Annotated in this window: 16 protein-coding genes; 13 read left to right on the top strand and 3 right to left on the bottom strand. The window is 48.9% G+C overall.

Going from position 1 to position 20,400, the window contains the following annotated elements:
• Positions 1-10: 10 nt before the first annotated feature.
• Positions 11-616, top strand: a complete 606-nt coding sequence (locus DWZ44_RS08695; RefSeq protein ID WP_117804661.1) for a type IV toxin-antitoxin system AbiEi family antitoxin domain-containing protein — start codon at positions 11-13, stop codon at positions 614-616.
• A gap of 91 nt (positions 617-707) precedes the next feature.
• On the opposite strand, the gene DWZ44_RS08690 is transcribed toward DWZ44_RS08695, so the two are convergent.
• From DWZ44_RS08690 to DWZ44_RS08680, 3 genes are all read right to left on the bottom strand, one after another.
• On the bottom strand, positions 708-1,829 hold the full coding sequence (locus tag DWZ44_RS08690) for a radical SAM/SPASM domain-containing protein (protein ID WP_117804674.1): 1,122 nt from the start codon (positions 1,827-1,829) through the stop codon (positions 708-710).
• A gap of 322 nt (positions 1,830-2,151) precedes the next feature.
• The gene (locus tag DWZ44_RS08685) at positions 2,152-2,547 is read right to left on the bottom strand and encodes a hypothetical protein (RefSeq protein WP_117804660.1); all 396 of its coding nucleotides are present in this window, start codon (positions 2,545-2,547) and stop codon (positions 2,152-2,154) included.
• Entirely contained in the window at positions 2,544-2,882 is a 339-nt protein-coding gene (locus DWZ44_RS08680; protein WP_117804659.1) for a PqqD family peptide modification chaperone, read from the bottom strand. The genes DWZ44_RS08685 and DWZ44_RS08680 overlap by 4 nt, the downstream gene beginning before the upstream one ends.
• A gap of 309 nt (positions 2,883-3,191) precedes the next feature.
• Between DWZ44_RS08680 and DWZ44_RS08675 the strand changes: the two genes are divergently transcribed.
• The 12 genes from DWZ44_RS08675 to DWZ44_RS08620 all read left to right on the top strand — a co-directional run bounded on the left by DWZ44_RS08675 (position 3,192) and on the right by DWZ44_RS08620 (position 20,323).
• Positions 3,192-4,115, top strand: a complete 924-nt coding sequence (locus tag DWZ44_RS08675; RefSeq protein ID WP_117804658.1) for a hypothetical protein — start codon at positions 3,192-3,194, stop codon at positions 4,113-4,115.
• Positions 4,112-4,603: a S24/S26 family peptidase gene (locus DWZ44_RS08670; RefSeq protein WP_117761465.1), complete on the top strand. Its 492-nt coding sequence runs from the start codon at positions 4,112-4,114 to the stop codon at positions 4,601-4,603. The genes DWZ44_RS08675 and DWZ44_RS08670 overlap by 4 nt, the downstream gene beginning before the upstream one ends.
• A complete protein-coding gene (locus tag DWZ44_RS08665; protein ID WP_117804657.1) occupies positions 4,600-5,916 on the top strand; it encodes a nucleotidyltransferase domain-containing protein in 1,317 nt (438 codons plus the stop codon). The genes DWZ44_RS08670 and DWZ44_RS08665 overlap by 4 nt, the downstream gene beginning before the upstream one ends.
• Positions 5,888-7,678 (top strand): ABC transporter ATP-binding protein, encoded by a 1,791-nt coding sequence (locus DWZ44_RS08660; RefSeq protein ID WP_117761463.1) that lies wholly within the window; start codon positions 5,888-5,890, stop codon positions 7,676-7,678. Before DWZ44_RS08665 ends, DWZ44_RS08660 begins: the two co-directional genes overlap by 29 nt.
• Positions 7,679-7,820: 142 nt before the next feature.
• Positions 7,821-9,344, top strand: coding sequence for an ABC transporter substrate-binding protein (locus tag DWZ44_RS08655; RefSeq protein ID WP_117804656.1), 1,524 nt, complete (start codon positions 7,821-7,823; stop codon positions 9,342-9,344).
• A gap of 151 nt (positions 9,345-9,495) precedes the next feature.
• The gene (locus DWZ44_RS08650; RefSeq protein ID WP_117804655.1) at positions 9,496-10,434 is read left to right on the top strand and encodes an ABC transporter permease; all 939 of its coding nucleotides are present in this window, start codon (positions 9,496-9,498) and stop codon (positions 10,432-10,434) included.
• A 12-nt stretch (positions 10,435-10,446) separates the two neighbouring features.
• The gene (locus DWZ44_RS08645) at positions 10,447-11,349 is read left to right on the top strand and encodes a carbohydrate ABC transporter permease (RefSeq protein WP_117804654.1); all 903 of its coding nucleotides are present in this window, start codon (positions 10,447-10,449) and stop codon (positions 11,347-11,349) included.
• Between the two features lie 191 nt (positions 11,350-11,540).
• On the top strand, positions 11,541-13,283 hold the full coding sequence (locus DWZ44_RS08640) for a cache domain-containing sensor histidine kinase (RefSeq protein ID WP_117804673.1): 1,743 nt from the start codon (positions 11,541-11,543) through the stop codon (positions 13,281-13,283).
• Positions 13,261-14,856: a response regulator transcription factor gene (locus tag DWZ44_RS08635; protein WP_117804653.1), complete on the top strand. Its 1,596-nt coding sequence runs from the start codon at positions 13,261-13,263 to the stop codon at positions 14,854-14,856. Before DWZ44_RS08640 ends, DWZ44_RS08635 begins: the two co-directional genes overlap by 23 nt.
• Positions 14,857-15,103: 247 nt before the next feature.
• Entirely contained in the window at positions 15,104-17,323 is a 2,220-nt protein-coding gene (bglX, locus tag DWZ44_RS08630) for a beta-glucosidase BglX (RefSeq protein WP_117804652.1), read from the top strand.
• Between the two features lie 200 nt (positions 17,324-17,523).
• On the top strand, positions 17,524-18,894 hold the full coding sequence (locus tag DWZ44_RS08625) for an MATE family efflux transporter (RefSeq protein WP_117804651.1): 1,371 nt from the start codon (positions 17,524-17,526) through the stop codon (positions 18,892-18,894).
• A gap of 121 nt (positions 18,895-19,015) precedes the next feature.
• Positions 19,016-20,323: an alpha-L-fucosidase gene (locus DWZ44_RS08620; protein ID WP_117801282.1), complete on the top strand. Its 1,308-nt coding sequence runs from the start codon at positions 19,016-19,018 to the stop codon at positions 20,321-20,323.
• Positions 20,324-20,400 lie beyond the last annotated feature (77 nt).

Here is a 20,400-nt window from a genome sequence, read left to right as displayed (position 1 = left end):
GAAAAAAGATATGCTTTTTAAAACATACCAGAAGATTACGACTTTATTTAAACAACATCATGGCTATATGAGCTTTTCAGACCTCCGCGATCATCAGGTGACCGTACTGCAGCTTGCAGAAATGGAAGAGGAAGGAAGTCTTGAACGTTTTGCACGCGGATGGTATTGGTGCAAAGAGTGTGGCTATGAAAAGCCAAAAGACTATCAATATATAGAAATTGCAAAGGTAAACCCGCGCGCGGTGATCTGCATGGACAGCGCTGCATGGCTTGCCGGAATGCTGGAGAAGGAGCCGGAAACCATTGCGGTTGCCACATCCCGCACAGACCGGAAGAAGATGGAGCTGGAAAATTTTGAAATCAGACGTTTTTATTTTCAGAATGCCGGTCTTCCGGGCGAGATCTGTGAGAAAGAAACAGAGTTCGGATCCTACCGCTATTATGCGCCGAAAAGAACCTTCTGCGACTGTCTCCGTCTGAACAACAAAATGCCGGAAGAGGTAAAAGAAGAAATTTTAACCTGGTGTCGGAAACAGAATTATCCGAAGGAAGAGATCCTTGCCTATGCAAACAAGCTTCGCGCTGTAAAAAATATTGAGGAAGAGTACCGGGAATAAGAAAAAGGATACGAAACCGCAAAGAGGCTCCCGCCGGAAAACCACCAAATGGATTCCGGCGGGAGTTTTTGTTTTTTTGCTCAGATACAACTTATGACGGATCGGAAGAAAAGGAAGCGAGCTCGGCGAGCAGCAGATCATAATAATGTTCGGCATAGCGGCAGAGATAATCGGGCGCGCCCTGATACGAACCGGTCTCTAAAAAGGAAGCAGCTGCACAGGTACGGCAGATTGGCCGGAAACGGCATTGCCGGCATTTTGTGCTAAGCGAAAGATTCCGGGCTTTTGCGGAAACCGTTTCCCAGGCTGCCAAAAAGCCGAGATCAAAGACCGGCGCCGACAGCTCTGAAAGCATGACACAGGGGAAAAGCCGGCCCTGCCAGTTGATAAAGAAGGAGCAGTTCCCGGCAAGACAGGAAATGTGACCGTCCCCCCGCGGGAAAGCCGGGTCGTTGACACGACGGACGGATTCCCGGACATATTGCCGGAAAATATCGGCATCCAGCTGCAGCTTCAGTGCCTGAAAGGCCAGTGCGGCAGCGTCCCCTGGGTGCAGGCGTACCTGCGCATCGAAGGGGAGGGAGCGTTCCCGGACGGCGGGCATCATATAGTGATCGGCGTGGACAGGGACACCGAGCTCTTGTCCGAGGGCAAAAATCCTGGAAAAATCCTGCGGATTCTTTTTGGTCACAGAGCAGCTGATTTTCACATCCACGTTTCGTGCGCGGAGCAGCCGGACTGCGCGAAGAGTCTGATCGAAGCCCTGTGGAAAATGGCACAGACGGTCGTAGGAAGCGGCATCGGCACCGTAGAGTGTGATGTTGATGCGGCGCGGCGGGTATGTGGCAAAAAAATCAGCCCAGGCTTCGTCCAGCAGAGTTCCGTTTGTATTGATGGTAAGAATCATGCCCAGGTTTCGAAGCCTGCGATACAGCGTTTTAAAATCCGGAAAGAGCAGCGGCTCCCCGCCGGTCAGAAGAAGAAAAACAGTACCGGCCTTCTGCATCTGCTCTGCAAGGCGAACCCATTCCTCCACCGTGCGAAGCCGTCCCTGCCGTTCCATTTCCGAACGGGACAGCCGGACATAGCACATGTCGCAGTTCATATTGCAAAGCGGCAGAAGCTCAAGCGCGCCAGTAACGGGAATGTGCTTCTGGCGGGCTTTCTGGAGAAGGGAACGCTCAAAGGTCGAAGCGTCGTCCATATAGTTCATAAAAATTCCTCCGAAAAACAAAACCGGTCCAGAGCGTGTCTGAAAAAGCATTTCCGACACGCTCCGGAGGACCAGAGATGAACCGAATCAGACAAGTCCCCTGCTTCTATTGCGTGAAGCAATAAGCAGTGGGGTGGGATTTGCTTGTATCAGGAGTGGTATAAGCCACTCCTGATAAGCAGCGAAGCAGCTATTCGGCTATGAACAAGTAGCGAAGCGGATTGCGAATATACGCTTTACCTGGAAACAGAAAGAAAAGGATCGAAACGGTTGGTTCGATCCTTTTACAGTCGTTTGAAAAAATATGATGTTGTGGGAACAATCAGGATTTTGCGGTCGCCCAGGAATTGATGTCTAAGTTGGTGGTACAGTGGATATTATTGCCGTCTTTACCTCTCCAGATGACTACAGGAACAGGACTCTGATCCCTCCAGGGCCGCGTATCTTTCATGAAACCAGTTAAAAAGTCGTCACGTACAGGTGCTTCGTGAGCAGCACCACAGGCATGATAGCTACCCAGCTTTTCATCGCCTTCATCCCAGATGTCATTGTGATTTGAATCAACATAAACGTTATAAGGATAGATAAGATATAAATTTTTATCTCCGGCATTACATTCAAACTTATAAACCTTTCCACTATCTCCACAAGCCGCCACATACTCATTTGCAACAAATTCCTGAACCTCGATTACAGGTTCCATCCACTCTCTTCTCATAATGAAACAACCTCCTCTAATAATTGATATTTTAAAGTATCATGCACAAAGTTTAACACGGAATCTTGAATTTTTTCCTCCGGAGCCTCATACTCTTCTGCCGCCTGTGCAACGACCTCCGAAATGGTATGCGGCTGCAAAAATGCATTCCAGAGGAATACGGCGGTATCGTTTGGAACCATTACAGCATTCGAAATCTGACACGCAGCCCCGACGGGAATGATCGCGTATTCTCCTGCGATTTCACGCAGTAGATAATCGGCGCTGACACGATATTTCGTTTCTTTTATTTTCTGTAACAGATCCGACCAGGTCGGAGAAGCCATTGGTTCCATCAAAACCTCCTCTTGCAAAGTGCCGTGCCTTTTCGGGCGAACACCATTTCTGCCGTCAAACCGGTAAAATAGGAGAAAGCGCGCAGAAATGCAATTACAGTTATCATTACAAGTAATTATAAGAGAAAAAGGTGGAAAAGTCAAGGAAAAGCAGGAAAGAAAAGGAAGTAAAAAAATTACAAGTTACATTACATAACAGGAGTAAACAATTGACTGAGCATCTTTTTTTTGCTATCATAAATGCGGAAAAAGGGATCGTGACACGATGTGTGGAAAATGGAAGATCACAGAGAAAAAAGAGGAGTTTTTATGGAAAAAACATTTCAGACAGGGAGTTTTTCCTTCCGGCTGCGCTTTCCGGAGGAGCTGGTTCTTCCGGCGGATATGGAAAAGTTTGCGGTGGAAAAGGAGTCGGCAGACTACACCTATACCATTACCATTGTTGATACACTTCCGGAGGCGGAAGGCGAATTGCTTGTAAACCGGGTCGATCTGCAGGTGTTTCGTAACGGAGAAGGACTGGAAAGCCGCCTGATCGGTGTGAAAGGAGAAGAGCGTCCCTATGCACTGTATCGGGAGACAGCACAAAATCATGCACAGGTGTTTGTCGGAAGATGGTATCTGGATGGAGTTGCAAAATATGAGGTTGTATTTCTGTCTCTTCTTGCACTGGAACGCCGCCTGTCGGAGCGGCCATGCCTGATTCTGCACTGTGCATACCTGGAGTATCAGGGGAAGGCCATGCTCTTTTCAGCACCATCTGGAACGGGCAAAACTACGCAGGCGGGCCTTTGGGAGCAGTACCGGGGAAGCCGCACCGTAAACGGTGATAAGGCATTGCTTGAATACGATGGCAAAATGTGGACAGCAAACGGCTGGCCGGTCTGCGGAACGTCGGAGGTCTGCGAAAACAAAAAACTGCCAGTCGGATGCATCGTGATGCTGAGCCAGGCGAAGCTGAACCAGGCGTGGCGGCTTCGCCCGGCAGAGGCATTTACAAACCTGTACGGACAGATCACCATGAACCGCTGGGACAGGGAGGGACTGGTACACAGTCTCGACCTTCTCGAACAGCTTGCTGGAAAAGTTCCGGTGTATCATCTGGCGTGCGACATTTCAGAAGATGCGGTGAAAACGCTGGAGCAGGAGATCGGGACCGGTTCGTTCGAAAGTGAAACATATGCAGCTGCACTGCACAAAAACATGATTCAGAAAAGGGAGAAACATGCATGAAAATGATGGATACACGTGCCTATGTCGGAATGCTGAAAGAACTTGTAGAGCAGGGCAGAGAAGTGCGTATGGTGATTTCCGGGAGCAGCATGGCGCCGTTTCTGATTCATGGACGCGACAGTATTTTCTTCCGAGCGCCGGAGCGGGAACTTTGGAAAGGTGATATCGTATTTTACGAGCGGCCGGGCGGACAGTTTGTCGTGCATCGGATCTGCCGCGTTCATGCAGACGGTTATGACATAATCGGGGATGCACAGACGGAAATCGAGCATCATGTGCAACGGAAGCAGATCTTTGCACGGGTGACAAAAGTGGAGCGAAAAGGAAAAATACTTGTACCGGGAACGTTCTGGTGGGAGTTTTTTGCACAGGTCTGGATTCGCATCATCCCGCTTCGCCCGATTCTGATGCATGGATATGCCCGGTTATTCGGTGTGGATAAAAAGAAAAATGATGCGTGCAGAGAAAATGAAAGGAAAAGAAGATGATTACAGAAACAGAAACCGCATTCCTTGCGGTGATTTGTGCGTTTTTGACAGAAGAAAAAGCATCGCCGGCGGAAATTCAGGCGCTGACAGAAAAACAATGGAATCATCTGTTTGTCCTCGCGGCACAGCATTCGCTGCTGTCAGCGGTCTACGATGTTGTGGGCAAAACACCGGAATTTGCAGAACTTCCGGACGAGCTTCGCAGACAGGTAAAAACGCAGGCAATGCAGAGTGTTTTGCAGCAGGTTTCGCGTACAGCGCTGTTTCTTTCCGATGAAAAGGAGCTGGCGCATCTGGGCGTGCAGCCGCTGGTGATGAAAGGAATTGTGTGCAGAAATCTCTATCCGAAGCCGGATCTGCGCCCGTCCGGGGATGAGGATCTGCTGATTCCGGAAAAGGATTTCTCGGCAGTGGATGCCTATTTTATGCGGAAGGGCTTTGTGCGGGACAAAGAAACCGCAATGCCAAATGATGCCAAAGACGGTGATGCCCCGGAAGAGATGGGCTACATTCATCCGAAAACAGGGGTCTTCTATGAAATACATACCAGGCTGTTCAGCACAGAATCCTCTGCCTATGGTTATCTGAACCGTGCATTTTCCGATGTTTTTGCGCATCCATCCAGGGTGGAAGTGCAGGGTCAGAGTATCTTTACCTTAGAAGAAACGCATCATCTTTTCTATCTTCTCTGTCACAGCTTCAAGCACTTTCTTCACGGCGGCGTCGGGATCCGTCAGATCTGTGATATGGTACAGATGATTCGTATATATGGAAGAAAAATAGACTGGGAAATGTTCTGGCAGCTGTGCGAAGAGTATCATATGACGTGCTTCTGTATCAATCTGCTGGATATCGGCGAGCGGTATCTGGGCTTTTCCTATGAAGCAAGTGGGGCAGTCCGTGCCGCAAAGAAGCTTCACTCGGATTCCGAAGCGCTTCTGATCGATATTCTCGATGCCGGTTCGTTCGGAAAATCGAGCGCGGGACGGATCCACAGTGCAAACATTACCCTGTATGCGGCAGAAACCGGAATGGAAAAGCACACAGCCGGGGGAATCTGGAAATCGCTGGTTCCGGAAGCTTCCTATATGAAAAACAAGTATCCCTATGCGGCGAGGTATCCGTTTTTGCTCCCGGCTGCATACGTGGAGCGAATCCTGAAATGGCTGGGGCAGGGAGAAAAAGGACAGAAATTGAGCATTGAAGTGGGGGCGGGACGTGTCGAGCTGCTGAAAAAATACGATATGATCCGTACCGCAGACGGGAAAAAGAGAGGAGACGCGCATGCAGGAAGAATCCAAAGAGAAAAGTAAAGACGCTTCCTTTGAGTCTCTCCGTATCCTGTCGGAGCGATGGAAAAACGGAACGTTCTCGGAAATCATCGATGACTGGAAATGGATTTTTGGCTACAGCGCGCGCTATAAGGGTGCGATTGTTTTTTATACGATTCTCGGTATCTTAAGCACTTCGCTTGGGCTTGTCGGCAGCGTGGCAGGAAAATACCTGATCGATATCATTACCGGATACCAGATACAGAAGCTCCCGCTGCTGCTTTGCATCATGATCGGAAGCACCGTGTTCAGTCTTGGATTTGAGAGTGTCATCAACCGTATTTCAACGAAGCTTGGCATCGCGATCAACAACGACATCCAGGCGGATATTTTCGACAAAATCGTCGATGCGGACTGGCTGGAAATCAGCAAATACGCAAACGGTGACGTACTCAACCGGTTTAACGGCGACATTGGAACGGTCAGCGGCAACGCAATCAGCTGGCTCCCGACGATTATCATTGCCGTGTATCGGTTTATTGCCACCTTCTTCGTGATCCTGCATTATGACTGGGTCATGGCGCTGATTGCCTTTTTAAGCGCACCGTTTCTGCTTCTGATGTCCCGTTTTATGATCCGCCGTCAGCGGGAATACAGCAAAAAAGTGCGCGAGATGAGCAGCAACCTGATGAGCTTTGAGGTAGAAGCATTCTACAATTTTGATACCATCAAATCGTTTGGCATTGCGCCGTATTACAGCAAAAAGATGCGCTGGTGGCAGGGACTTTTCAAAGACATCAGCCTGAAATATAATCTGTTTACGATTAAAACCAATATCGTAATGTCTATTCTCGGGAGTGCGGTGGAGTTTACGGCGTTCGGATACTGCCTGTTCCGTCTGTGGACGCACGACATTACCTATGGAACCATGACACTGTTCCTGCAGCAGCGGAGTAACCTTTCCGGCGCATTTGGAAACGTGATTTCGATTATTCCGTCCTTCCTCAACAGCTCCGTCTCGGCGCACCGGATCCGTGAGCTCGTAGAGCTGCCAAAAGAAGTCCATATCCCGGAGAGTGCCGCGCTTGATCCGCTGGCAAAGGATGGTTTCCGGGTACAGATGCACGGGGTAGAATTTTCCTATATAGAAGGAAACAAAGTAATCACCAGATCGGAGTTTCAGGCCGCCCCCGGCGAGATTGTAGCGTTGGTTGGCCCGTCCGGCGAGGGAAAAACAACGATGATTCGCCTGATTCTCGGCCTTATCCGCCCGCAGGAGGGGGAAACCGTGATCATTGCCTCAAACGGAAAAACGGTTCCCATGAACGCCGAAACGCGTCATCTCTTCGCCTATGTTCCACAGGGAAATACGATCCTTTCCGGCACAATCGCCGAAAATATGCGCATGGTAAAAGAGGATGCGACCGACGAGGAGATCATTGAAGCGCTCAAAATCTCCTGCGCCTGGGATTTTGTTCAGCATCTGCCGGACACCATCAACAGCCGCGTCGGGGAACGTGGCCGCGGTTTCTCCGAAGGTCAGTCCCAGCGGCTTGCTATCGCCCGCGCCGTTCTCCGTGATGCTCCGGTGCTGCTTCTAGATGAAGCCACCTCGGCACTGGATGTCACGACGGAACGAAACGTCCTCCGAAACATCATCCGTCAGCGTCCCAACAAAACCTGTATCGTTACGACGCACCGTCCGAGTGTCCTCAGCCTCTGCCAGAGAGTTTACCGTGTCATGAATGGAACCGTGACCGAACTCGATGGGGCAGAAGGGGCAAAGATGGTGGAAGATTTTTGACAGAAAAAAGACACAAAAAAGACACAAAGGTCGGAAGAGTGATACTTCAAAGTCAAATCAGTTATAGAGTTGTAAGTCAAAATCCTGCTATAATACAACCATCAAAGGTCACACAACACGATACGTGAAAAGGAGAAAAAGTATGAAGAAAAAAGTGTTAGCAGGCATTCTTGCAGCAACCATGGCATTTTCCATGGCAGCATGCGGAAGCACAGGATCCAGTTCTGATTCCGGTTCCTCCGCAGCTTCCGGAAGCACAGCAAAGACAGAGGAAAAAGGCGAGCCGTACACTGTAACTATGGTACTGCAGGGCAGCCAGCAGCAGGATGAAGAGAGAATCGAAGAAAAAATCAACGAGATTCTGGAGCCGGAGCTGAATGCAAAGCTCGATATCGTTGTTCTTCCGTGGGCAAGCGCATCTCAGCAGTTACAGCTGATGCTTTCCGGCGATGAGAAAATCGATCTTCTGTACACAAATGCAACAACAGCTGTACAGTATATGCATTCCGGCCAGATCATGGATATGTCTGAACTGATTGACAAATACGGCACAAACCTGAAAGATATCTATGGCGAGGATATTGCAAAAACAAATCAGATTGATGGGTTTGTCTATGGCGTTCCGAACCAGATCGAACGAGGCAGCATTCCAGCCATCTTCATGAGAAAAGACCTGGTAGAAAAGTATAATATCAATACCGATGAAATCAAAGAGCCGAAGGATATGGAGAAAGTATTTGAGACCGTACAGGCCGGCGAGCCTGATATGACAATGCTGTTCTCCAGCAACAACAGTGATACGCCTCTGAGCCGTCTGTCCCGCGCTGATGGACTTGGCGATGCCAACACGGGCGCTCTGATGGATCAGACCAACAGCACAACCGTAGAAAACTACTTTGCAAGCGACTGGTACAAGGAGACTGCAACTATGCTGCATGACTGGTATCAGAAAGGCTACATCAGCAAGGATGCCGGAACAAACACAGAAAACTGGAGAACCGTATGCAAAGCAGGAAATCTCTTCTCCTTGTTCTTTGCTTATCATCCAGGTACCCCGGTTGAGTTCCAGAGCTCCACAGGATATGAGTTTGAAATCGTACCGTTCTATGATCAGCCGATCATCAACTCATCCTCTTACGGCGGAATTATCTTCTCTGTAGCACAGAACTCCGAAAATCCGGAAAAAGCAATGCAGGTTCTCGATTATATCTATGGCAGCCCGGAGGTCATGAACCTTCTGAACTGGGGCGAAGAGGGAACCGACTACGTAGTAGAAGATGAAGAAAACGGAATCATCAACTACCCGGACGGTGTAACAGCAGACAATGCAGGCTACAGCTTTAACTGTGGATGGGAGCTTCCGAACCAGTTCATCGCATACAAATGGGATGGATCTGACCCGCAGCTCTGGGACAAAATGCAGGAGTTCAACGCTTCCGGTATCGAGTCGAAAGCACTGGGATTTGTCTTTGATAACAGCGAATATGCGGATCAGGTATCAGCCCTGAACAACGTAATCAGCCAGTACAACGGCGCACTTAGCAGCGGCTCCGGAGATCCGGAAGAACTGCTTCCACAGTTCCTTGAGGCGCTGGACGATGCGGGAATCGACGATGTCATTGCTGCAAAGCAGGAGCAGCTGGATGCATTTCTTGCAGAGAAATAGGCACCATAATTTGTAAAAAGAGCACGACCGGGGCGGAAAAAAATCCGGTGTGATACAGTAACCGAAGGCTCCACTCTTACCAGAAAAGATGTGGAGCTTTCTCTGTGAAAGAACCTGAAAAAAACAGCCCTCATAAAAGGAGAGACGCTTTATGAAAAAAGCAGAGGTTAAAAAAGGAAAAAAGAAAAACGCGCTGAAGGAATACTGGCCGCTTTATCTGATGATGCTTCCGGCACTTCTGTATCTGCTGATTAACAACTATATCCCAATGGCAGGTATGGTGATTGCGTTTAAAAAACTGAACTTTGCAAAAGGTATCTGGGCAAGCCCGTGGGCAGGACTTAAAAATTTCAAATTCCTGTTTGCTTCCAAGGATGCATGGATTATTACAAGAAATACGCTGTTGTATAACATTGCATTTATTCTTGTAAACATGGTAGTCGGAATTGCCATTGCGATTCTGATTACGGAGATAAGAAACACAAAGCTCAAAAAGATATATCAGAGTGCGATTCTTCTTCCGTTCCTGATGTCCATGGTTATCTTAAGCTACATCGTATATGCGCTTCTGAGTGCAGAAAATGGTCTTGTCAACAACTCCATCCTTCCGTTGTTCCACATTGACCCGATTCAGTGGTACCAGAAACCGAAATACTGGCCGGCGATCCTGATTATCGCGAACTGCTGGAAGGGCGTAGGATACGGATGCCTGATTTACATCGCATCCCTGATCGGTATCGATCCTTCCTTCTATGAGGCTGCAAGACTGGACGGTGCAAGCAAATGGCAGGAGATTACGAAAATCACACTGCCGAGCCTCGTTCCGACCATCATCACCCTGCTGCTCCTCAGCATCGGAAGAATTTTCTATTCCGATTTCGGTCTGTTCTATCAGGTGCCGATGAACTCCGGTGTTCTGTTCCCGACCACAAACGTTATCGATACCTACGTATACCGTGCCCTGATTGAACAAGGAAATATCAGTATGTCATCTGCAGCCGGTGTATACCAGTCTCTGGTAGGCTTCTGTGTCGTAATGTTGAGCAACTGGATTGTCCGCAAAGTAGACAAAGACCAGGCATTATTCTAGGAGGATGGAAGTATGACAAATTCAAAAAAAGCAAAACGTTTCCAGTTCTGGATTAATGTAGTACTCATTCTGATTACGTTATCCATTATACTGCCGTTTGTACTCGTATTTATTTCCTCACTGACCGATGAAAACACACTGATCCGCAACGGATATTCGTTCTTCCCGGAGAAATTCAGCTTCTATGCTTACTCCTATATCATCCGCCAGGGCGAGAAAATCCTGAGAGCATACGGAATTACCATTTTTGTAACCATCGTCGGTACCGCTGCAAACCTTGCGATGTCCGCTCTGTTGGCATATCCGCTTTCGATTAAAAAGCTGCCGTACCGCAGAGCAATTACCTTTTTCGTATTCTTCACGATGCTGTTCAACGGCGGACTGGTGCCGACCTACTTGATGTATGTAAAGTATTTTCACATCAAAAACACGATCTGGGCATTGATTGTTCCAGGCTTCCTGTTAAGCGCAAACAACGTGCTGATGATCCGAAGCTACTTTAACACCAGTATCCCGGACGCGCTGTTCGAGGCAGCCAAAATCGATGGCGCCGGACACATGAAGATTTTCACCAGCATCACACTGCCGCTTGGAAAACCGATTCTGGTAACAATGGGACTGTTTTCCGCACTTGGCTATTGGAATGACTGGACAAATGGTTTATACTATTTATCAGGAAATGAAGGCCAGAAGCTTTACAGCATCCAGAACCTGCTGAATCAGATGATCACCGATATTCAGTACCTGGCAAGTGGAAAAGTAACCGGAAATATCGGCGCGGAGGTGGCAAAGCTGCCGACAACCTCGATCCGTATGGCAATCGCATTTATCGCCATGCTGCCGCTGTTTATCATCTATCCGTTCCTTCAGAAATACTTCGCAGAAGGTATCACACTTGGCGCGGTAAAGGGATGATTTTCCATGCAGGAATAAAAAAGAGAAACATTTCGGTGTTTCCGACATAAATCAGAAAAACAGTACAGACTCATGGAAACATGAGGTGTACTGTTTTTCTGCTGTATTATATTCAGAAAAAAAGATCAGTTCGTAAAATCAAACACGGAAAAATTTCGAGCGTACCGGAACAGAAAAAAGGAGGAAATATCATGCGTATTTCAAAACAGACGAAAAAAACAACACTGGCGCAGCAGGGGCGTTATCTTTTGATCTGCCTGCTGAGTATGCTGCTGCTTTTTCTGGCTGGGAGCGTGCTTATTCTGAACCGGACGCAGCGGCAGGTATATGAGCAGCTGGAAGAGATTTCAAAGCTGTATACGGATGAGCTGGATAACCGTTTTTTTCGAATCAGCCGAAACCTGTTCTCGACTGTAATGGACAGCTCCAACCCGGATTCTGCGTTCTGGAAATATATGGATCTGATGGAGAAGGATCAGTATGAGGAATATGTCATTACGCAGCTGCGAAGGAATTATGTATCTGCAGCGTGGGATTTTGGAACGGATTACAATGTTTTTCTCTATACGCAGAAGGATGACAGCTTATATCAGCTGAGCATTTCCTCCGACGGGCTTTACGCCGTTGATCCCTATTTGCAGGAAGCGCTGAAGCGTAGGATCAAAAGCCTGTCGCAGCAGACGTATGCAGTTAAGAAAAAATGGACCGTGATGTGCCAGGGAGACGATGTTTATATGCTCAAGGTAGCGCAGAGTCAGGGCATTGGACTCGGCTGCTACGTCAATCTGAAGACAATTCTGGAACCGTTCTCTGAACTGTCTCTTGGAAAGAGCGGCTATGTCAGTCTCGTTGACCAGAACGGGAAAAGCATCGGAACACTGACGGAAAAAGGAATTGTAACGGACAATTCGAAAATTAATACCGACAATTACACCTTCCGGCAGGAACTTTCGCAGGCGCCGTTTGAAATACGGATTAAAATCTCCTGGACCGGTGTTTTGAATCTGATGACGGGAAGTGTGTTTGCTCTTCTCGGCGTTGCATTTCTGATGGTGATTGCCGGTTCCGTGCTGCTGTTCCATCTGAAAACAAAAATCTTGAAGCCGGTCGCTATGTTTACGGAAAATCTTCAAAAATATGACAATGGGGATCTCACCTATCAGATGTCGGAAGGAAATCTGGTAGAGCTGGAGCAGATTGACGATAAATTCCGAAACATGATTCATCAGATCCGACGTCTGAAGATCACGCTGTATGAGCAGGAGCTGGAAAAACAGAAAATCGAGATGGATTACCTGAAAATCCAGATTCGTCCGCATTTTTACATGAACTGTCTGAACTTTATTTACAGCATGATTGACTTCGGACAGTACGACCATGCAAAGTCGATGAGCCGTATTACGTCCGATTATCTCGCCTATATTTTCCGCAATACAAGCGAGATGGTGCCGGTGACGGCGGAGACGAATCACTGCGAAAATTACCTCAAAATTCTGCTGCTGCGCTATCCGGAAAAATTCACCTATTATTTTGAAGTCCATGAAGAAGTGAAAGACGCGGTAATCTTCCCGTTTCTGATTCAGGTGTTTGTAGAGAATGCGGCAAAACATGCCCTGACGCTGGAGACGGTTCCGCTGATTTCCGTGACGGTTTACCCGGAGGACCGCGGCGAAGAAAAGTATGTCAACATTTATATTTCGGACACCGGAAACGGCTTCCCGGAGGAGACGTTGCAAAGGCTGAAAGCAGGGGAAGATATTTCCGAGCATGGAAAGCATATCGGGATTGAAAACTGCCTGAAACGATTCCGTTATTATTATGGTGATACAGGAGAGATTCATTTCGATAACAGCCCGCTCGGCGGAGCGATTGTAGATATCCATATTCCATACAAGACAGGGGGAGAAGAACATGAAACTATTGCTCGTGGATGATGAAGAGTACGTGATTGAAAGTATCAAAAGAAATCTCGATCTTACAGCGACCGGGGTGAGCGAGGTGTACACTGCGTTTTCCGTACAGCAGGCGAAGAACATCATGGGAATGGTGGATATTGATATTGTAATCAGCGATATCGTGATGCCGGGCGGAACGGGATTCGATTTTGTGGAGTGGGTCAGGAAAGAGGAGCTGAAGGTCCAGGTCATCTTCCTGACAAGCTATGCGGAGTTTGACTATGCCAGAAGAGCGATACAGCTGAACAGTGTCGATTATCTGCTGAAGCCCATTGATTTTGAAAAGCTGAAGGCGGCCGTGCAGCGTGCGGCGGAATCTGTTGCGAAAGAAAAGAAAATACAGGATCTCAGGCAGGAAAGCATCAAGTGGAATCAGAACAGAAAAATTCTGCAGCAGGATATCTGGAAAAATGTGCTGAAAAGCGGCTTCTCCGAGGAAAAATTCTGCGAAACGGCAGCACAGCGCCAGCTTTCATACGGACCGGGACACTATTTCCGGCTGATTTGTCTGATGCCGGAAATAAAGAGCAATAAGCGGGAGATGTGGGATACCGCGACCATGGAATTTGTGATCGATAATGTGCTGTCGGAACTGTATGAGGAAACGGATATTGCGGTAGATACTGTTTTTTACCAGGAACCGGGCATCTACTGGATTGTTACACAGTCAAAGGAAAAAGCATTCCCGCAGGACGGTGAGCGGGACTGTGAAATTCTGCGGCAGTTTGTTGCGTGGATGAATGAAAAAATCTATCTGGAGCTGTGGTGCGGTGTTGGACAGTGGGAATCTGTACTGGGGATGCAAAAGCAGAGCCGGAATCTTCAGAAAATGCGGGAGGGAAGCCTTTCCGTGCGGAACGAGGTGCTGTTTCTGAACGAATTTCAGGCTCCGCAGACCAGCTACGAAAATAAGGAGCTGGATGTGTGGAAAGCTCTGCTTTCGGAGGAAAAACCGGAGGAGCTGCTGGAGCGGCTGCAGAAATACCTTGACCGGACGGAGCGGGAAGGAATGATTACCAGGGAGCTTCTGGTAGCACTCCGTACCGATCTGACGCAGGTGGTGTATGCATGGCTTTCGGAACGGGAGATCAAGGCGTATGCACTGTTTGCAGATGCGGATATGGAAAACCTGCATCGGAATTCCCTTTATGGCAGAGAAGAGATGATGGAATATGCCGGGGTACTGGTTCGGAAAGCAGTGCAGTACAGACAGTACATCAACAAATCAGATTCGGTTACGAGTCAGGTATGCGCTTATATCGATGCACATTACCGGGAGGAGATTCACCGGGAGGAGCTTGGGGAGCTTGTCTTTTTGAATACGGATTATCTGTCCCGGATTTTTAAAAAAGAAAAGGGTATTTCGATCAGTAATTATATCATCCAAAAGCGGGTGGAGGAGGCAAAAAAGCTTCTGACACAGAGCACGCTGCCGATTAATACGGTGTCGCTGTATGTGGGGTACAGCAATTTCTCATACTTTACGAAGATGTTTAAGGATAATACGGGATACGCACCGCTGGAATACCGAAGAAGCTTTAGTGAAAAATAGCGGAAAGCCACCCTTCACATGTCCGGGAAATAACAGAGGATTTTATCACTTTCTTACGCACCGGAACAACAGCAAACAGGTCGGAATAGTGAAAGAAAAAGGTCGGATCAGGGGATATTTTTTTCAGATCAGATGTGGTAAAATTTCAGTATAAGATTCAGAAAAAACGGAAAAACGATATTTTTCTGACATTTTAGGGGTTTCTGAAGAAGCAGATACAGCAAAAACGAGGTATGGAGGAGAAAAAATGACCGAGCAGAAATTAAAAGAGCTTCTGGCCGACATGACGCTGGAAGAAAAAGTGAACCAGATGAGCCAGGTGGTGGGTGCCTTCTTCAATAAAGATATGGACATCACAGCCATGGGACCGATGGCGGATAAAGGCTTTACACCGGAAAATGTAGCGCTTTCCGGTTCCATCCTGGGCAGCATGGGCGCAGAAATGTTAAAGAAAATCCAGAAGGATTTTGTGGAGCAGCACCCGCATCACATCCCGATGCTGTTCATGCTGGATGTCATCAACGGCTTCAAGACCATTTTCCCGATTCCGCTGGGACAGGGCGCAACGTTTGAACCGGAGCTGTCCGAAAAGTGTGCGGCAGTTGCTGCAAAAGAGGCAGCCGTTTCCGGCCTTCACGTAACCTTCGCACCGATGACCGACCTGGTCCGCGATGCAAGATGGGGCCGTGTCATGGAGTCTACCGGTGAGGATCCGTATCTGAACGGTCTGTTCTGTGCCGGAATGGTGCGCGGATTCCAGGGAGACGATCTGAAGGAGCCGTACAAAATTGCTTCCTGCGTGAAACATTTTGCAGGCTATGGCGCTCCGACAGCGGGAAGAGACTACAACACCGTAGAGCTTTCCGAGCATACCTTCCGTGACTTCTATCTGCCGTCCTACAAAGCCGGCATCGATGCAGGCGCAGCGATGGTAATGACTTCCTTCAACACGGTAAACGGTGTTCCGGCAACCGGAAACAAGAAACTGATGCGCGGCATCCTGCGTGACGAGATGGGATTTGACGGCGTTCTGATTTCCGACTGGGCGGCAATCGAGGAGATTATTTACCACGGCTACTGCGCAGACCGTGAGGAGGCAGCTGTCCGCTCTGCCGAGGCAGGTGTTGACATTGATATGATGACCGGTATTTACTGCGAAAACCTGTGCCGCCTTGTAAGAGAGGGCAAGATTTCCGAGGATCTGATCGATGAGTCCTGCATGCGTATCCTGGAACTGAAAAACAAACTGGGACTGTTTGAAAATCCGTATAAAGACGCAGATGAGACGAAAGAAAAAGAGGTCATTCTCTGCAAAGAGCACCGCGCCCTGGCAAGAGAAGCCGCAAGAAAATCGTTTGTCCTGCTGAAAAACGAAGAGAAAATCCTGCCGCTTGGCAAGGAGAAAAAAATTGCCTGGGTCGGACCGTATGTCCACAGCAGAAACCTGATGGGCGCCTGGTCCTTTATCGGAGATGCAAAGGATGTGACAAATCTGGAAGAGGCCGTAAAAGCGCAGGCAGATACGACAAACATGAGCTTCCATGCAGGTTCCCCGATGCTCGGCTCCGACATCCGTCTGGAGGGCTTCGGCGAGGCGATGGAGCAGTCCACCACGCCAGAAGAGGAAGAAGCAATGCTTCTTGAGGCTGTAAACGCAGCAAAAGAGGCCGATGTTGTCGTTCTTGCGATCGGTGAGGATCGTCTGCAGTCCGGCGAGGCAACCAGCAACGCGAACATCCGCATCCCGGAAATCCAGCAGAGACTGCTTGAGCGCGTTTCAAAAGTCAATGAAAACGTTGTCGTTGTCCTCTTCAACGGCCGTCCGCTCGACCTGCGCGATGTCGTATCGAAAGCAAAAGCCGTTCTTGAAGTATGGATGCCGGGTACCGAAGGTGCCAATGCAATCGCAGACGTTGTTTTTGGTGCATACGCTCCAAGCGGCAAGCTGACCATGAGCTTCCCATACTCTGTAGGCCAGGTGCCGGTTCACTACAACGAGTATTCTACCGGAAGACCGCATGTGCCGGGCAAGGACAAAGACCGCTTCCGCTCCAAATACCTCGACATCCCGAACGCACCACTGTTCCCGTTCGGATATGGCCTTGGCTACACCAGCTTTGCAATTTCAGATGTGAAACTGGACAAGGCAGAGCTTGGCATGGAAGATGAGATTAAAGCCTCCGTAACCGTGAAAAACACCGGCGATACAAAGGGAACCGAGACCGTACAGCTTTACATCCACGACGTAGCCGCATCCGTGGTACGCCCGGTGAAAGAGCTGAAAGATTTCTGCAAGGTAACCCTTCAGCCGGGAGAAGAAACCGAAGTCATCTTCAAAATCACAGAAGAAGAGCTTCGCTTCCTGACAGAAAATGAGCGTGTAGAAAGTGAAAACGGTGCTTTCGAAGTATTCATCGGAAGCGACAGCACGACAGAGAATAAGGCAGAATTTGTGCTGAAAAAATAAGAAGCAATACTGGGATGTAGCGTAAGCGGAATCAAGATGGGGGTCTGAATCGCTACGGAAAGATAAAAGAAAAGCCAGCCACAAAAAGCGAAAAGAATTTTGCTTTTGCGGCTGGCTTTTTTCTGCCGGTACCGTATTGACCCTTCTGTTAAAACAAAGTAAAATAGAAATTGGTATTGGGACGAAAGAGAGGAAAAGAAATGGGGTACTTAGGAAACAAGTTAAAGGGGAAATACCACAAAGACACATTCCAGACCGCCGTCAACATGGCGTGGCCGGCGATCGTGGAGTCGTTTTTCATTGCATTTGCGGGTCTTGTAGATTCGCTGATGGTAAGTTCGCTTGGCTCCTACGCAGTTGCCGCGGTCGGTCTGACGACACAGCCGAAGCTGCTTGGCCTGGCGTTTTTCTTTGCGCTGAATGTGTCGATTTCCGCCCTTGTTGCGCGGCGGCGAGGGGAACAAAGACAGGGTGCGGCGAATGAGACTCTGGTAACTGCGCTTGTATTTATTATCCTTGCGGCAGCTGCATTCAGTGTTGGATTTGTGGCGTTTGCAAGTCCGATCATCCATCTGTGCGGCTCAACGGCGGAGACGCATAACGGCGCAGTAACATATTTCCGTATCATCATGGGCGGTATGATTTTTAACTGTATCCAGATGGGGATCAACTCGGCACAGCGCGGTGCGGGCAATACAAAAATCACGATGCGCACAAATGTAACATCAAATACGATTAATATTATCCTGAATTATCTTCTGATCAACGGCCATTTCGGGTTCCCGGCACTCGGCATTCAGGGTGCGGCACTGGCAACCGTCACAGGAACGGTTGTCGGATGTGTGATGAGCATCCTTTCCATCACAAAGCAAGACGGATTCCTGAATCTTGGCTATATTCTGAAGAACAAAATTAAACCGACGATTGCAGCGTTCATCAGCCTGGTCAGGGTCGGGTACAGTGTGTTTTTCGAGCAGGTTTTCATGCGGATCGGCTTTATGATGACGGCGATCATGGCGGCCAAGCAGGGAACCGATGCGATGGCGGCACACCAGGTCGGCATGAATATTATGTCGCTTTCGTTTGCGTTCGGCGATGGCCTCCAGTCCGCAGCGGTTGCACTGATCGGCCGGAGCCTCGGCGCAAAAAAGCCGGATCTTGCGAAAGAGTACGGCAGAACGTGCCGTCTGATCGGCGCGGGCATCGCAGTATGCCTCGTTGCGATTTATCTCTTCGGCGGAAGATGGCTGTACAGCCTGTTTTTCGAAGAACAGCATATCATTGAAATCGGTGTCAGCATCATCCATGTCATTATCTTCGTCGTCATTTTCCAGATCTGTCAGGTTATTTACATGGGATGCCTGCGCGGTGCGGGAGATACGCTCTATACGGCAGTTGCATCTATGATCAGCGTTACATTTATTCGTACGATCGTTTCGTATCTTGGCGGTTACACGCTGGGGCTTGGCATCGTCGGAATCTGGTTCGGCGTGCTGGCGGATCAGATGTCACGGTTTATCTTTGCGACGATCCGATTCAAACAGGGAAAATGGGTGAAAATTAAGATTTAACCGAATCAAGCAAGTAGCGAAGCAGATTGCGAATATCCGCTTGACGTAACGATTCAGAGCCATGCGAAATGGTACTCTGAATCATTACCAATATAAAACTAAAACAGGAGGAAGCAAAACGATGTACAAATTTGACAGAGAAGCTTATGACAGGCGGATGGAGTGGTACCGCGACGCCCGTTTCGGCATGTTTATCCACTGGGGACTTTATGCCATCCCGGCGCGCGGAGAATGGGTGCGGAGTACCGAGCAGATTCCAAAAGAAGATTACATGAAATATTTCGAGGAGTTCAACCCCGTTGATTTCGAGCCGCGGAAATGGGCAAAAGCGGCGAAAGAGGCCGGCATGAAATACATGGTTCTGACTGCCAAGCATCACGACGGTTTCTGCCTTTTCGACAGCCAGTATACCGATTTCAAATCCACCAACACGAAATGCGGCCGCGACCTCGTTGCAGAGTACGTTGATGCCGTCCGCGCAGAAGGACTGAAGGTCGGTTTGTATTTCTCCCTGCTCGACTGGTTCCACGACGATTTCCCACATTACGGCGACCGGAACCACCCGATGCGGAACAACCCGGCATACAAAAACGATGACCGCGATTTCGACCGCTACCTGACCTACATGCACAATCAGGTACGCGAGATCTGCACAAACTACGGAAAGCTCGATGTGCTGTGGTTTGACTTTTCCTACGATACGCTGCGCGGCGAAGCATGGAAAGCGACGGAGCTGATCAATATGGTGCGGAAGCTCCAGCCGGATGTCATCATCGACAACCGTCTCGAGGTGAGCGGAGAGGGCTACGGTTCTCTGGCGGCCGGAAATCCGACCCCATACCACGGCGACTTTGTGAGCCCGGAGCAGATGATTCCGCCGAATGGCATCCAGGATGTAAATGGAAACGATATCGCCTGGGAATCCTGCGTTACGATGAACAATCACTGGGGCTATTGTGCCAACGACCACTTCTTCAAACCGGCACCGATGCTGATCAAAAAGCTGGTCGAATGCGTATCGAAGGGTGGAAACCTGCTTTTGAATGTCGGCCCGGACGCCAGGGGAAATATCCCGGAGGAGTCGATCGAACGGCTGGCTGAGATTGGAAAGTGGATGAAGAAAAACGGAGAGAGCATTTACGGCTGCGGAAAAGCCGGTATTGAGAAACCGGACTTTGGCCGTGTGACGCGCCACGGAAACCATCTGTATTTTCATGTCTATGAAAATACCGTTGGGCCGCTGCCGCTGCCCGGCGTGAAAAAAGAAGAAATCCAGGCGATCCGCTACGTCGCAACCGGCGCGGAAATCCCGGTTTCCACAAGCTGGGTACACAGCGATTATCCGACCATGGCATTCGCCGATCTCGGCGAAGACCCGGTATTGCCGGATGGAGTCGATACAGTCATCGATGTGATTCTGAAAAAGTAGAGGGTAAAATCGGATTTGATTCTGGAGCGTGTCTGAAAAAGCATTTCCGCAATCTGCAGGCTTCACTTTGCGGTATC

This window comes from Blautia sp. AF32-4BH, assembly GCF_003460565.1.
In the GTDB taxonomy this organism is placed as follows: Bacteria; Bacillota; Clostridia; order Lachnospirales; family Lachnospiraceae; genus Fusicatenibacter; species Fusicatenibacter saccharivorans.
The sequence above is the reverse complement of the archived record's forward strand: the minus strand, read 5'-3'. Positions and strand labels throughout refer to the sequence as shown.

Bases quoted from the DNA above. Each gene is read 5' to 3' on its own strand.
- DWZ44_RS08680 (WP_117804659.1), bottom strand. From the start codon at position 2,882: ATGGAACCAATGGCTTCTCCGACCTGGTCGGATCTGTTACAGAAAATA.
- DWZ44_RS08670 (WP_117761465.1), top strand. From the start codon at position 4,112: ATGAAAATGATGGATACACGTGCCTATGTCGGAATGCTGAAAGAACTT.
- DWZ44_RS08620 (WP_117801282.1), top strand. From the start codon at position 19,016: ATGTACAAATTTGACAGAGAAGCTTATGACAGGCGGATGGAGTGGTAC.
- DWZ44_RS08685 (WP_117804660.1), bottom strand. From the start codon at position 2,547: ATGAGAAGAGAGTGGATGGAACCTGTAATCGAGGTTCAGGAATTTGTT.
- DWZ44_RS08695 (WP_117804661.1), top strand. From the start codon at position 11: ATGCTTTTTAAAACATACCAGAAGATTACGACTTTATTTAAACAACAT.
- DWZ44_RS08655 (WP_117804656.1), top strand. From the start codon at position 7,821: ATGAAGAAAAAAGTGTTAGCAGGCATTCTTGCAGCAACCATGGCATTT.
- DWZ44_RS08625 (WP_117804651.1), top strand. From the start codon at position 17,524: ATGGGGTACTTAGGAAACAAGTTAAAGGGGAAATACCACAAAGACACA.
- DWZ44_RS08640 (WP_117804673.1), top strand. From the start codon at position 11,541: ATGCGTATTTCAAAACAGACGAAAAAAACAACACTGGCGCAGCAGGGG.
- bglX (WP_117804652.1), top strand. From the start codon at position 15,104: ATGACCGAGCAGAAATTAAAAGAGCTTCTGGCCGACATGACGCTGGAA.
- DWZ44_RS08660 (WP_117761463.1), top strand. From the start codon at position 5,888: ATGCAGGAAGAATCCAAAGAGAAAAGTAAAGACGCTTCCTTTGAGTCT.
- DWZ44_RS08665 (WP_117804657.1), top strand. From the start codon at position 4,600: ATGATTACAGAAACAGAAACCGCATTCCTTGCGGTGATTTGTGCGTTT.
- DWZ44_RS08635 (WP_117804653.1), top strand. From the start codon at position 13,261: ATGAAACTATTGCTCGTGGATGATGAAGAGTACGTGATTGAAAGTATC.
- DWZ44_RS08650 (WP_117804655.1), top strand. From the start codon at position 9,496: ATGAAAAAAGCAGAGGTTAAAAAAGGAAAAAAGAAAAACGCGCTGAAG.
- DWZ44_RS08645 (WP_117804654.1), top strand. From the start codon at position 10,447: ATGACAAATTCAAAAAAAGCAAAACGTTTCCAGTTCTGGATTAATGTA.
- DWZ44_RS08675 (WP_117804658.1), top strand. From the start codon at position 3,192: ATGGAAAAAACATTTCAGACAGGGAGTTTTTCCTTCCGGCTGCGCTTT.
- DWZ44_RS08690 (WP_117804674.1), bottom strand. From the start codon at position 1,829: ATGAACTATATGGACGACGCTTCGACCTTTGAGCGTTCCCTTCTCCAG.